Here is a 12,743-nt window from a genome sequence, read left to right on the forward strand (position 1 = left end):
TCAGTCGTCGGCGACGGTCCCCACGCCGCTCCTCGCCACGACGGTGATGTCGCCGTTCCGCTCCAGCCAGGCCGACCGGATCTCCTTCAGCCCGGCGTGCCCGGCGTTGCGGATCGCCATCTCCAGGTCGCGGTGGCCGATGCCGGCCTGGCGCATGGCGTCCGGGTCCGGCTCGCCGTCGGCGACGATCTGCACCGCATGGCCCTTGATCAGCCGTCCGAACCTCGGCCAGCGCACGGCGAGCCGCGCCAGCAGGGCGTGCAGCAGGATCAGCAGGGCGGTGGCCGCCACCGTCGGCAGGAACGGCGCGCCGCCGGTCATCGCCCGGCTGAGGTTGGAGCCGACGACCACCGCCAGCACGATGTCGAGCGGGCTCCACTTGCCGAACGCGCGCGAGGCGGCCAGCCGCGCCAGGACGAGCCCGATCAGGAAGATCAGGCTGGCCCGCAGCAGCATCTGCGAAAGGCCGATGCTCTCGCCCTGCCAGCCGATCAGCGCGTGGAGCGTGTCCATCCCGCCCTCGGCCCGACCAGCGCCGTCAGGGTGCCGTCGCTCTCCAGGTAGATCGCCTGCACGTCCTCCAGCCGTTCAGAGCCGGCTTGGCGGGCGGCGGCCAACAGCTCGTCACGGGTGATCCGCTGGCGGCGCATGGCGCCGGTCAGGGCCTCGCCGTCGCGCACCAGCAGCGAGGGATTCGCCTTCACCGCGCGGTTCACCGCCGGCCAGCGCACCGAGGCGGCGGTGACCACGAACTGCAGCGCCACAAGCAGGCCAAGGGCCGCCAGCCCTTCGGCAAGGGCTAGGCTCTTGCTGGTGATGATCGAGGCCAGGGTCGAGCCGATGGCGATGGTCACCACCAGGTCGAAGGCGTTCAGCTTGGCCAGGGTGCGCTTGCCGGACAGCCTCAGCACCAGCACCAGGGCCGCATAGGCGGCCGGCGTGATCACCAGCACGCGGACGATCCCGTCCCAGCCGTCGAAGATCGCCTGCGGCGACATCGCCGGGTGTCAGGCGCGTCCGAGGTTGCCCGCAGGCGAGGCGGCGCTGCCGCCGCTGCCCGGCTCGCCCACCGGTCCCTCGGCCGGTTCGCCCAGCTCCACCCCCTGGCTCTTCAGGGCGTTGATCGCGTCCTGGTCGAGCCCCGCTCGCTTCAGCTCGGACCAGTCGGAGTAGGGCCGGTTCTCGGCCACGGCCCGCGCCTTGGCGCCGATGGCAGCCAGCGACTGCAGGTCGGCGACGTCGGCGTGGTTCAGGTAGACGGAAGGGGACTGGGCCATGGGGCGCCTCCGGATCGGTTTACGGGGTCCCTCCGACAACAGGCCGGGGCCGGGGCGGTTCCCTCTCCGGCGGGGCGCCCCTAGCCCCCGGCCAGCTCCCGCGCCTCGACCATCGCCAGCAGCCGCTCCATGGCCTGGTCGCGCACCCCGTCGTGGCGCAGGTGGGCGACGAGGTCGCGCAGATAGTCGACGTTGCGTCCGGACAGCCCCACCGCCCCGGCGATCAGCTCGGCCTGCCGCTCCAGCGACAGGTCCCCGGCCCACTGCGGATGGGCGGTGTCGGACACGAACACCAGCGCCTGCGGCCGTCGCCCGTCGGCCAGGCGCACGAAGCGGGCCGTCTCCACATAGGTCTCGGTCGGCTGCTCGCGCTCGCGCAGATAAGCGTAGGTCTCGTCCCAGTCGGCCTCGGCCACGCGATAGGCCATGCCCCGGGTCGCGCCCCCCGGCGCCAGCCCCAGCACCAGCCCCGGCCGCTGATAGGTGCCGCGGTGATGGACCGAATAGATGCAGAATGCGCGCCGGCGCCCGTGTAGGGTGGCCGCCCGCCGCTCCTCGTAGGGAAACCCCGGACGCCACATCAGCGACCCGTAGCCGAACACCCAACGCTCGTCCGCCGTCACGCCCAGCCCCAAGAAGCCCAAGTCACTCGCTCCATGTCTGTGCCCGATCCCGCCCCCGCCCGCAAACACAGCCGCATCGGCCTCTACGCCCCCTTCGCCGTCGCCCTGGTGGTGGTGCTCGTCTGGAGCGGCTTCTGGCTCCTGGCCCGCCAGCGCACGGCCAACGGCCTGGAGGCCGCCGCCCAGGGCCTGCGGGATTCCGGCTACGAGGTCTCCTGGAAATCCAGCCGCATCGCCGGCTATCCGTTCCGCCTCTTCGTGGTGCTCGAGGAGCCGCAGGTGCGCGACCCCTCCGGCTGGGGCCTCGCCGCCCCGCGGCTCGAGGCCGAGTCCTTCCTGCACGGCCTCGGCCACTGGGTGATGGCCGCGCCCCAGGGCCTGACCGTCTTCCGCCCCAGCGGCGGCGGGGTGACCCTGACCGGCGAGGTGATCCGCGCCAGCCTGGGCAAGCTGGACGCCCGCCCGCCAAGCTTCTCGTTCGAGGCGGCCAAGGTCGCCTTCGTCCCGGCCCCGGGCGCCGCCACCTTCGCCCTTGCCGCCGCCGAGAAGATAGAGCTGCACCTGCGCGCCGGCCCCGACGACCAGGGCGCGGTGCTCCTGCGGGTCGACGGCGGCCGGGCTGCCCCCGGCCGCCTCCTGGGGATCCTGGCCGACGACAAGCCGGTCTCGCTGGTCTGGGATTCCGTCCTGTCCGGCATGAGCGGGTTCCGTGGCGAGGACTGGGCCGCGGCCGCCCGCGCCTGGAGCCTCTCCGGCGGCGGCGTCACCGTCCGCCAGGGCGGGCTTTCCGCCGGCGAGGCGGCGCTCAACGTCCAGTCCGGCGCCCTGACCCTCGGCCCCGACGGGCGCCTGCGCGGGGCCCTGGCGGTGGAACTGCGCCGCGCCCCGGCGGCGCTCTCGGCCCTGGCGCGGACGGGCGCGATCCCACCCGAGACCGCCGAGGCCGCCGCCGCCGTCATCGCTGCGCGGCAGGCCGGCGGGAGCGAAGCCCGGGCGGACCTGGTCTTCCAGGCCGGGCGCACGACCCTCGGGCCGGTCGCCCTCGGCCCGGCGCCGCGCGTCTACTAGTTTCCGGCGCAACTTTCTTGCGGTCCGCCGGACTATTGCACCGACCTTCGCAATGACCTAAGCGCCTTGCCTTCGTTTCGGGGAACAGAATGGCCGACGCCGATCCCAAGTCCGCCGCGCCGTCGCTGGACGAGGTGCGCGCCCGCATCGACGCCATCGACAGCGCCATGCTGGCCCTGGTGGACGAGCGCGCCGGTCTGGCCCGCCAGGTCGCCGCCGCCAAGGCCGCGGCCGGCGACGGCGGCAAGTTCGGCCTGCGCCCCGGCCGCGAGACGCAGCTCCTGCGCCGCCTCATCGGCACGGCGCGCCAGGCCGCGCCCGCGGGCCTGGTGGTGCGCATCTGGCGCGAGCTGATCGCCGACAGCCTGTCGCGCCAGGGGCCGTTCCACATCACCGTCTTCGGGGGCCGCGACCCGGTCCGCGCGGTGGACGGCGCGCGCCTGCGCTTCGGGGTCGCCCCGCCGCTGAAGATGGCCGCCCGGCCCGAAGACGCCCTGGCCGCGGCCCGCACCCTGGGCGGGGTGGCGGTGCTGGCCCTGGCCAGCGACTCCCCCTGGTGGGGCCGGCTCCTGGCTGAGCCGCGATTGAAGGTGTTCGCCGCCCTGCCGTGCCTGGCCGCCTGGGGACCGACCTCCGCCCTGGCCGTGGCCGAGGTCGAGGTCGAGCCCACCGGGTCCGACGTCACCTTCTGGGTCACCGACGCCCCCGGCCCCGCGGCCGCGGTGGTGGCCGCCCTCGCCCGGGACGGCGCCGCCGCCGAGCTGGTCGCCGACGCGGGAGGGCTGAAGCTCTTCTCCCTGGCCGGCTACTATCAGCCCGAGGACGAGCGCCTGGCCCGCGCCCCCGGGCGGCTTTCCGGCGTCATCGGGGCTGCGCCCGCGCCCTTCGACGTGTAAGACGCGGGGCTCCAACGTCGTTGTGAGCCGATGCCAGACGCCGCCGACCTTCCCGACCGCGCCCACGCCGCGCGCCCCACGCCCAAGCCGGGCGTGCTCGACATCGCCCCCTACGTGCCGGGCAAGGCCCGCGTCGAGGGTGTCGCCGAACCCCTGAAACTGTCCGCCAACGAGAACGTCCTCGGCTCCAGCCCGCTGGCCCGGGCCGCGTTCGCCGAGGCGGCCGACAGCCTGCACGTCTATCCCGACGGCCGCGCCACGCCCCTGCGCGAGGCGATCGCCGCCCGCTTCCGCCTGGAGCCGGAGCGGCTGGTGTTCGGCTGCGGCTCGGACGAGATCTTCCAGCTCGTCAACCAGGCCTTCCTGGAGCCGGGGGACAACATCGTCCAGGGCCGCTACGGCTTCGGCGCCTACGCCATCGGCGCGCGCGCCTGCCAGGCTGAGGTGCGCATGGCCCCGGAGCCCGGCTACCGGATCGACGTGGACGAGCTCCTGGCGCTGGTCGACGAGCGGACCCGGGTGGTCTTCGTGGCCAACCCCGGCAATCCGACCGGCACCTACATCGACGGCGAAGCGGTGCGCCGCCTGCACGCCGCCCTGCCGCCCAGCGTCGTGCTGGTGCTCGACGGCGCCTACGCCGAGTTCGTCGACGATCCGGCCTTCGAGGATGGCATGGACCTGGCGCGCACGGCCGAAAACGTCGTGATCACCCGCACCTTCTCCAAGCTGCACGGTCTGGCCGCCCTGCGCGTGGGCTGGGCGTACGCCCCGGCCGCGGTCGCTGACGCCCTGGACCGCATCCGCCTGCCGTTCAACGTCAGCGTCCCGGCCCAGCTCGCCGCCGTCGCCGCCCTGTCCGACGAGGACTTCCAGGCCCGCTCGCTGGAGCTGATGGCCCGATGGCGGCCCTGGCTCGCCCAGCAGCTCGGGGGGCTGGGCCTGGAGCCCGTGCCCTCCGCCGCCAACTTCGTCCTGGTCGGCTTTCCGGCCACGCCCGGCAGGACCGCCGCCGAGGCCGCCGCCTTCCTCGAGCGCCGGGGCCTGATCGTGCGCGGCGTGGCCGGCTACGGCCTGCCGGACCACCTGCGCATCACCGTCGGGCTCGAGGCCCACAACCGCGCCGTGGTCGAGGCGCTCACCGAGTTCATGAGGGGCTGAGGACGTGACGGGGGCGATCTATCCGAAGATGGCCGTGATCGGCTGCGGCCTGATCGGCTCCTCGCTGATCCGCGCCGCACGTCAGGCGGGCGTGGTGGGCGAGGTGGCGGTCGCCGACCTGAGCCCCGAGGTGCTCAAGCGCGTCCACGCCCTGGGCCTGGCCGAACACGTCACCGGCGACGTGGCCGAGGCGGTGGCCGACGCCGACCTGGTGGTCTTCGCCGTGCCGGTGCTGACCATGGGCGAGGCCGCCCGCAAGGCCGCCGCCGCCGTCAAGCCGGGCGCCACCGTCACCGACGTCGGCTCGGTCAAGGCCGCCGTCGCCGAGGCGCTGGCCGGCGCCCTTCCCGACAGCGTTCACGTCATCCCCGGCCACCCGATCGCCGGCACCGAGCAGTCCGGCCCCGACGCCGGCTTCGCCGAGCTCTTCCAGAAGCGGTGGATCATCCTGACGCCCCAGGCCCGCGAGGACGAGGCCTATCAGGCGGCCCTGGCCCGCCTGCGCGCATTCTGGACGGCCCTCGGGGCCAACGTCGAGGTGATGGACGAGAAGCACCACGACCTGGTGCTGGCCGTCACCAGCCACCTGCCCCACCTGATCGCCTACAACATCGTCGGCACCGCGGCCGATCTGGAGGAGGTCACCCAGGCCGAGGTGATGAAGTATTCGGCCGGCGGCTTTCGTGACTTCACCCGCATCGCCGCCTCCGACCCCACCATGTGGCGCGACATCTTCCTGGCCAACAAGGACGCGGTGCTGGAGATCCTGGGCCGCTTCACCGAGGACCTTCAGGCCCTCTCGCGCGCCATCCGCTGGGGCGAGGGCGACAAGCTGCACGTACTGTTCAGCCGCACCCGCGAGATCCGCCGCGGGGTCATCGCCGCCGGCCAGGAAAGCGCCGAACCGAACTTCGGCCGCGACCGCGACAAGCACTGAAGGGCGTCGACCGCCGGACTTGACCTGCGTCTCCGCCCCTTATATTCAACCATTTGGTTGAATAAGAGCGACGCCGTGACGCCACAGCCCCTTGACCACACCCTGGCCGCCCTCGCCGACCCGACCCGCCGGGCCATCCTGCAGCGGCTGTCGGCGGGCGAGGCGCGGGTCACCGACCTGGCCCATCCCTTCGACATCAGCCTGAACGCGGTCTCCAAGCACATCCGGGTGCTGGAGCGGGCCGATCTGGTCCGCCGCCGCCGCGCCGGCCGCGAGCACTATCTGGCGCTCAATCCCGCGCCCCTGGACGAAGCCGGCGAGTGGATCGCCCGGCAAAGGGCCATGTGGACGCGCAGCCTGGACGCCCTGGAAGCCGTCCTCCACGCCGAAGACGCCGCCCGAAAGGAGCTGACATGACCGACCCCGTCCTGCGCATCGCCCGGCGCCTGCCCTTCCCTGCCGAGCGCGTCTTCGACGCCTGGCTGGTCCCCGAGACGGCACGGCGATGGCTGTTCACCACCGCCGACAGCGAAATCGTGCGCTGCGAGATCGACCCGCGGGTCGGCGGCCGCTTCGTCATGGTCGACCGGCGCGGGACCGAGGAGATCGAGCACGTCGGCGAGTACCTGGAGATCGAACGCCCGCGCCGCCTGGTGTTCGCCTTCGGCGTGCCGGCCTTCGATCCCACCTTCACCCGCGTGACCGTCGAGATCACCCCCCACGGGGAGGCCTGCGAACTGCTGCTGATGCACGAGAACGTGCCGCAGGCCTGGCGCGAGCAGACCGCCGCGGGCTGGACGAAGCTGCTGCAGGCTCTGGCGGACGCCCTGGCCTGAGCGCAGGCTTCTAGGCGCGGCGAAACCGCCCGGAAAGCCGCCCATGGCCAAGGCCGCCGCGGACTGAGGCGCGGTTGCTGACAGGATCGTGCACACCCCCCGTTCCCTCCGGACCGGCGGCCTGCTAGTCGCCTGCCGCCGGGTCGGCAGGAGTCCTCATGAAGCGTATCGCCGTTCTGGCCCTGATCATGGCGGGGGCCTTCTGGGGGCTCGGCTTTCCCCTCGGCAAGCTGATCCTCGCCGAGACCGAAGCCGCCCACATGGTGCTGCTGCGCTTCGCCGTGGCGGCGCTGGCCGCTCTGCCCTTCGCCCTTCGGCGGGCGGAGACCCGCGCCCTCTTCCGCTCGCCGCCGGTGATCGCCGCCGGGGTGCTCTACGGCGTGGCCTTCATGGTCCAGTTCGAGGCCCTCAAGCACGTCAACGTCACCCTGGCGGCCCTGCTGGTGGGGGTGATGCCGGCCCTGATCGCGGTCGCCGCCAAGCTGCTGGGCGAGACCGTCACCCGCGCCTCCATGGCCGGGGTCGCCGCCGCCACCTTCGGCGCCGTGCTCATCGCCGGACGACCGGGGGACGCCGGCTCGCCGGTGGGCGTGGCCATGTCCATCGGCGCCCTGTTCATCTTCCTGGCCTGGCTCCTGGTGCTGCGCCGCGCGCCGCCGGGGCCCACCCCAATGGCGACGCCGGCGGTCACGGTGGTGATCGCCGCCCTGGCGATCCTGCCCATAGCCCTGGTCATGCACGGCCCGCCGCGCCTGGACCTCAGCCTGCCGGTCTGGGCCGCTATCGTCGGCCAGGGCGTGCTGGCCACCCTCGTCGCCACCGCCGCCTGGCAGTTCGGCGCCTCGCACCTGGGCAGCGCCAGCGCCGGGGTCTTCATCAACATGGAGCCCCTGATGGGGGCGTCCATCGGCGTCGTGGCTTTCGGCGACCGCCTCACCCCCGCCCTCGTGGCCGGCGGCGTCCTGATCATCGCTGGAAGCTGCGTCGTCGCCCTCGGCGAAAGGGACGCGCCCCCGGACGACCTCGCCAAGTCCCCGCCCACCCCGGCGTGACCTCGCCCCTCGGATCGGCGCTTCATGGCCGGGCCGCGACGCGCTAGGTCTTCATCCTCATTAGGGACACTCCGACCGAACGCCATGACCTACCGCCTCTACGGCACGCCCGGCTCGCTCTACACCGGCAAGGCCCGCAGCTACCTCATCAAGCAGCACATCCCCTTCGAGAACCGGGCCGCCGGCGAGGCGCGCTTCCGCGCCGAGATCGTGCCGAAGATCCAGCGCTGGATCATCCCGGTGCTGGAGGGCCCCGACGGCGACCTGGTTCAGGACGGCTCGGAGATCATCGCCCACTTCGAGGCCAGGGGCGCGGCCCGCCTGCCGGCCTATCCCGCCACCCCGCGCCACCGCCTGATCGGCCAGGTCTTCGAGCTGTTCGGCGGCGAGGGCCTGCTGCGCCCGGCGATGCACTACCGCTGGAACTTCGACGAGACCAACCGCGCGTTCCTGTCGCGGGACTTCCCCGCCGCCCTCGCTCCGACCGGCGCCAGCCCGGCCGACCAGGCCGCCGTCTTCGAAATGGCCGCCGGCCGCATGCGCAAGGCGATGGCGAGCTTCGGGGTCTCGCCGGAGAGCATTCCGGCGGTGGAGGCGGCCTATGCCGAGTTCCTGGCCCTGTTCGAGGCGCACCTGGCCGGCTCGCCCTATCTTCTGGGCGGGCGGCCGACGATCGGCGACTACGGCCTCGTCGCCCCGCTCTACGCCCACCTGGCGCGCGACCCCTATCCGGCCCAGCTCATGAAGCAGACCGCCTTCCGCGTCTGGCGCTGGACCGAGCGGATGAACGCCGCCGACCAGGACGCCGGCGAATACGGCTGCCCGCCGCCCGAGCTCTTCGCGGGCGACGCCGTGCCGGACACGCTGAAGGCCCTGCTGCGCTTCGTGGCCGACGACTATCTGCCCGAGGTCGAGGCCTATGTCGCCTACGCCAACCGCTGGCTCGCCGAGCACCCCGACATTGCGCCGGGGACCAACGGCCTGCCGCGGCCCCAGGACCGCGCCATCGGCCAGACCAGCTTCACCTGGCGGGGCGTCGAGATTCGCGTGGGCGTCATGCCCTACCGCATCTACCTCCTGCAGAAGGTCCAGGACCTCGTCGAGGCCGCCGGCGCCGAGGACCGGCGGGCGATGACCGCCCTCCTGGACGAGACGGGCCTGTCGCCCCTCCTTTCCCTGCGGGTCAGCCGGCGCGTCGAGCGCCGGGGCCACCTGGAGGTCTGGGGCTAGCCCGCACGGCGTCATCCCCGCCGCAGTCGCGGGGATGACGCCGTGGGCGGGAGACCTTCCCCCTTAGGGGTTGGTCACGCGGTCGCTGGCGTTCTCGGCCGCGTCGCCGGCGTTGGCGGCCGCCGACTGGGCGGTGTCGGCGGTCTGGTCGGCCGCGTCGCCCACAGTGTCGCCAGCGTCGCCCGCCGCGTCGGCCATGGCGGACGCGGCTTCTTCCGACGACCGCTGGGCCTGCTGGGCGAAGTCCTGGGCGTTGTCGGCGGCGTTGTCGATCATCGCCTCGGCGCGGCCGGCCTCGCGGGCGGCCATCAGGTCGTCCTGGTTCCCGCGGTTGCTGGTGACCATGAACACCACGGCGATGATCGCCACAATGCCGACAAGGCCGGCCACCCACCAGCCGGCGTGGGATTCGGACCGCGGCGGCGGCGCCGCCGGCCGCGTACGGTCTTCCGGATAATCGTCCTGACGGGTCATTACGCTCTCCTCCGCATCTGCCCCCGACGACCGTGGCAGAACGGAATGCGGCGGCGCCGGTTCCGAATCCGCCGTCAGCCCCGCCCGGCCGGCAGGAAGGCCGACACCGCCTCGATCGCGTCGACCAGGCCCATGCGCTCCACCTGCACCCCCTCCGGCAGGCCGGAGAACAGCCGCGTCGGGGAGGCGGCGTCCAGCATCACGAACACCCCCCGGTCGTCGGCCCGCCGGATCAGCCGCCCGAACGCCTGGGCGATCCGGGCGCGGGCGATGGCGTCGTCGTAAGACTTGCCGCCGAAGCGGCCCCGGCGCGCCTTGTGCAGGATGTCCGGCCGCGGCCAGGGCGCGCGGTCGAACACCAGCAGGCGAAGCGAGCGCCCCGGCACGTCCACCCCGTCGCGCACCGCGTCGGTGCCCAAGAGGCAGGCGTCCTCCTCGGCTCGGAAGATGTCCACCAGCGCCCCCACCTCCAGCGGGTCCACGTGCTGGGCGTAGAGCGCCAGGCCCTTGTCGGCCAGCGGCGCGGCGATCCGCTCGTGCACCGCCCGCAGCCGGCGGATCGCGGTGAACAGGCCAAGCCCCCCGCCGCCGGCGGCCAGGAACAGCTCGCGCATCGCCGCCGCCACCTGGCGCGCATCATCCCGGCCCACGTCCGTCACCACGATCGCCCGGGCGTTGGCCGCGTAGTCGAAGGGCGAGGCCAGGCGAAGCGTCTTGGGCCGGTCCGGCAGGCGCGCCGCCCCGGTCCGCATCTCGGCCAGGGCGAACGGGTCGGCCAGGGTGGAATCGGCCAGGGTGGCGCTGGTCACCAGCACCCCGTGCGAGGGGGCGATCACCGCATTCGTCAGCGGCTCGGTCGGGTCGACCCAGTGGCGGCGGCAAGCGGCGTCCACCACCCGGCCGTAGAGGAAGGTGGCGTCGAACCAGTCGACGAAGTCCGGGTCGTCCTCGGCGTCCTCGTCGATCGCCTTCAGCATCGAGCGCCAGGCCGGCAGCATCATCCGCGCCCGCCGGTCCAGGCCCCGCAGCGCCCCCTCGATCCGCGCCCGGTCGCCGGGCGCCAGCACCGCGGCGTCCTCGTCCAGCACGTCCTCCAGGTGGCGGGCCAGCGCCAGCAGCGGCGCCTCCACCTTGGCCAGCGCCGTGGCCGCGTCCCGGGCGGTGTCGCGCACCAGGTCCAGCGCCGGGCGCGCGGCGCATTCCATGCCGATCTCCGAGGCCGAGGAGCGGGCGCGAAGCTGTTCGATCACCGCCACCAGGAAGGCCTCCAGCGGCCCGATCGGATTGACCTCCCCGTTCGGCGGGGCGATGCGGCCGCTCCAGCCTTCCCCCGGCAGGGCCGCCGCCGCGCGGATGGCGTCCAGCAGCGCCTGGCGCGCCTCGTCCCGGTCGCCCAGCACGTCCAGCAGCCGCGCCTCCAGGCCGCGCCCGCGCCGCCCGCGCCCTTCCGGGCCGCGGATCCAGCGGCGCAGCTCCGCCGCCTCCGCCCCGGACAGCGCCGCCGAAAAGGCGTTGTCGGCGGCGTCGAACAGGTGGTGTCCCTCGTCGAAGACGATCCGCTTGAGCTGGGTGGTCTCCGCGTCGGCCTTGGAGCCCCGCGCCGCCCGCGCCCCGTCGAACGCCGCCTGGGTCAGCACCAGGGCGTGGTTGGCGATCACCAGATCGGCCCGCCGCGACCCGCGGATCGCCTTCACCACGAAACAGGCGCGATAGTGCGGGCAGCCGGCGTGGATGCATTCCCCCCGGCGGTCCACCAGGTTGGCCGCGCTCGCCTGGGCGGCGGGGGCCACGGCGAACAGCCCCGCCAGCCACGCCGGGAAGTCGCCGCCGGTCATGTCCCCGTCCCGGGTGGCGCGGATCCAGCGGGCGGTCAGCCCCAGTCCCACCAGGTCTCCGGCGCCGAGCTGTGCGCCGTTGGCCGCCTCCTGGAAATTCAGGAGGCACAGATAGTTCTCCCGCCCCTTGCGGACGACCGCCTTCTTCGCCCGCACCTTGGGGTCCGGGAAGATCGACTGGCTCTCCCGCTCGATCTGCCGCTGCAGGGCGCGGGTGTAGGTGGACACCCACACCGCCGGCCCGTTCGCCTCGGCCCACAGGGAGGCCGGCGCCAGGTAGCCCAGGGTCTTGCCCACCCCGGTGCCCGCCTCGGCCAGCATCATCCGCGGCTCGCCCTCACGCTCGCGGGGCTGGAAGGCGAAGGCGGCCTCGGCGGCGAACTCGGCCTGCGCCGGCCGCGCCTCGTCCAGCCCCGCCCGGTGCAGCAGCTCCTTCAGCCGCCCGGCCGCGCCCTCGGGGCTGATCGGCTTGGAGCCGGCCTCCCCCGGCGGGGCGGCGTCCTCCCACTCGGCGACCCGGGTCCACACGTCCAGGCCCGAACCGCGGAAGGCGTTGCCTGCCGGCGCGGCGCGCAGGGCGCCGATCGCCGCCGGCCCCCAGGCCCAGCCTCCCCGCGCCAGGGTCTCGGCGATCGCCAGGGCCTCCTCGCGGCTCGGCTGCGGCGCCGCGGCCAGCTCCTGCAGAAGCCGTTCGCACGCCTCCCGCAGGGCCTGCGCCTGCGCCGCCGCCCCGCGCGGCTCGGCCAGGCCCAGCGCCAGGGCCAGCCCCGCCGCCGAGGGCGCGCAGAACTGCGCCGGCCGCACGAAGGCGAAGAGCTCCAGGGCGTCGAACAGGCGCGGGCTCCGCGGCGGGACGTTCAGCCCCAGCCGCCGCGCCGTCATGGCCGCATGAGCCACCAGCGCCGGCCCCCGCTCGAAAAGATCTCGGGCGTCCGGCGCGCGCACCGCCTGTCCGCCGGCGGCGTCGGCCACCGCCGCGCGCGGTCCGGGCAGCACCACCAGGGCCGGCGCCAGGGCGATCGTGGGGACTTCGGCGTTCACCCCGCCTTGCTAGCCGACTCCCTCTCGAAACGAAACAGGAACATGGGTCCTGCGGCGGCTCGCCCCAGATCAGCGCCCTAGAACTCAGCGCCCTGGAACAGCGAGCCCAGCCAGGTCCAGAAGCCCCACCACAGATCCATCAGCCAGCGCAGGAACCGCTCCACCGGCGAGGCGGGAGGTTTGGGCTCGATCGGCGGCTCGGGCGGCGCGGCGGGCTGCGGGGCGGCCGCGACGGCCCCGGTCGGGCTGACGGCCTCCGCCATGTCCGGCGGCGGCGGGGCTGGCGGCGGGTCCAGGCGCGGCGGCGGGGCGACCT

Annotated in this window: 14 protein-coding genes and 1 pseudogene; 8 read left to right on the forward strand and 7 right to left on the reverse strand. The window is 74.0% G+C overall.

The annotated features are described in order from the left end of the window. From ACK4YQ_RS17510 to ACK4YQ_RS17525, 4 genes are all read right to left on the reverse strand, one after another. Positions 1 to 513 carry a DUF421 domain-containing protein gene (locus tag ACK4YQ_RS17510; RefSeq protein WP_409613113.1) on the reverse strand — a complete coding sequence of 171 codons (513 nt, stop codon included), beginning with the start codon at positions 511 to 513 and terminating at the stop codon, positions 1 to 3. Continuing rightward, the gene (locus ACK4YQ_RS17515) at positions 492 to 998 is read right to left on the reverse strand and encodes a DUF421 domain-containing protein (RefSeq protein WP_409613115.1); all 507 of its coding nucleotides are present in this window, start codon (positions 996 to 998) and stop codon (positions 492 to 494) included. The genes ACK4YQ_RS17510 and ACK4YQ_RS17515 overlap by 22 nt, the downstream gene beginning before the upstream one ends. 9 nt (positions 999 to 1,007) lie before the next feature. After that, positions 1,008 to 1,277 carry a hypothetical protein gene (locus ACK4YQ_RS17520; protein WP_409613117.1) on the reverse strand — a complete coding sequence of 90 codons (270 nt, stop codon included), beginning with the start codon at positions 1,275 to 1,277 and terminating at the stop codon, positions 1,008 to 1,010. Positions 1,278 to 1,357: 80 nt separating this feature from the next. Further along, on the reverse strand, positions 1,358 to 1,906 hold the full coding sequence (locus ACK4YQ_RS17525) for a gamma-glutamylcyclotransferase (RefSeq protein WP_409613141.1): 549 nt from the start codon (positions 1,904 to 1,906) through the stop codon (positions 1,358 to 1,360). A gap of 27 nt (positions 1,907 to 1,933) precedes the next feature. Between ACK4YQ_RS17525 and ACK4YQ_RS17530 the strand changes: the two genes are divergently transcribed. The 8 genes from ACK4YQ_RS17530 to ACK4YQ_RS17565 all read left to right on the forward strand — a co-directional run bounded on the left by ACK4YQ_RS17530 (position 1,934) and on the right by ACK4YQ_RS17565 (position 9,077). After that, entirely contained in the window at positions 1,934 to 2,968 is a 1,035-nt protein-coding gene (locus tag ACK4YQ_RS17530; protein ID WP_409613119.1) for a DUF2125 domain-containing protein, read from the forward strand. 89 nt (positions 2,969 to 3,057) lie between these two features. Continuing rightward, on the forward strand, positions 3,058 to 3,864 hold the full coding sequence (locus ACK4YQ_RS17535; RefSeq protein ID WP_409613120.1) for a chorismate mutase: 807 nt from the start codon (positions 3,058 to 3,060) through the stop codon (positions 3,862 to 3,864). A gap of 30 nt (positions 3,865 to 3,894) precedes the next feature. Further along, the gene (gene hisC, locus ACK4YQ_RS17540) at positions 3,895 to 5,022 is read left to right on the forward strand and encodes a histidinol-phosphate transaminase (protein WP_409613122.1); all 1,128 of its coding nucleotides are present in this window, start codon (positions 3,895 to 3,897) and stop codon (positions 5,020 to 5,022) included. A gap of 4 nt (positions 5,023 to 5,026) precedes the next feature. Continuing rightward, positions 5,027 to 5,959, forward strand: coding sequence for a prephenate/arogenate dehydrogenase family protein (locus ACK4YQ_RS17545; RefSeq protein WP_409613124.1), 933 nt, complete (start codon positions 5,027 to 5,029; stop codon positions 5,957 to 5,959). A gap of 75 nt (positions 5,960 to 6,034) precedes the next feature. Further along, positions 6,035 to 6,376 carry an ArsR/SmtB family transcription factor gene (locus ACK4YQ_RS17550; RefSeq protein ID WP_409613125.1) on the forward strand — a complete coding sequence of 114 codons (342 nt, stop codon included), beginning with the start codon at positions 6,035 to 6,037 and terminating at the stop codon, positions 6,374 to 6,376. Next, positions 6,373 to 6,795 (forward strand): SRPBCC domain-containing protein, encoded by a 423-nt coding sequence (locus ACK4YQ_RS17555; protein ID WP_409613127.1) that lies wholly within the window; start codon positions 6,373 to 6,375, stop codon positions 6,793 to 6,795. Before ACK4YQ_RS17550 ends, ACK4YQ_RS17555 begins: the two co-directional genes overlap by 4 nt. A 158-nt stretch (positions 6,796 to 6,953) precedes the next feature. Then, on the forward strand, positions 6,954 to 7,847 hold the full coding sequence (locus ACK4YQ_RS17560; RefSeq protein WP_409613129.1) for a DMT family transporter: 894 nt from the start codon (positions 6,954 to 6,956) through the stop codon (positions 7,845 to 7,847). An 84-nt stretch (positions 7,848 to 7,931) separates the two neighbouring features. Continuing rightward, positions 7,932 to 9,077, forward strand: coding sequence for a glutathione S-transferase family protein (locus ACK4YQ_RS17565; protein WP_409613131.1), 1,146 nt, complete (start codon positions 7,932 to 7,934; stop codon positions 9,075 to 9,077). Between the two features lie 63 nt (positions 9,078 to 9,140). Here the strand turns inward: ACK4YQ_RS17565 and ACK4YQ_RS17570 are convergent, their stop codons facing one another. The 3 genes and pseudogenes from ACK4YQ_RS17570 to ACK4YQ_RS17580 all read right to left on the reverse strand — a co-directional run. Continuing rightward, a complete protein-coding gene (locus tag ACK4YQ_RS17570; protein WP_409613133.1) occupies positions 9,141 to 9,551 on the reverse strand; it encodes a hypothetical protein in 411 nt (136 codons plus the stop codon). A gap of 74 nt (positions 9,552 to 9,625) precedes the next feature. Further along, positions 9,626 to 12,427, reverse strand: coding sequence for an ATP-dependent DNA helicase (locus ACK4YQ_RS17575; protein ID WP_409613135.1), 2,802 nt, complete (start codon positions 12,425 to 12,427; stop codon positions 9,626 to 9,628). A gap of 77 nt (positions 12,428 to 12,504) precedes the next feature. After that, a pseudogene (locus ACK4YQ_RS17580) lies at positions 12,505 to 12,743 on the reverse strand (hypothetical protein); the annotation flags it as partial.

Source organism: Phenylobacterium sp. (assembly GCF_046291545.1).
GTDB lineage: Bacteria > Pseudomonadota > Alphaproteobacteria > Caulobacterales > Caulobacteraceae > Phenylobacterium.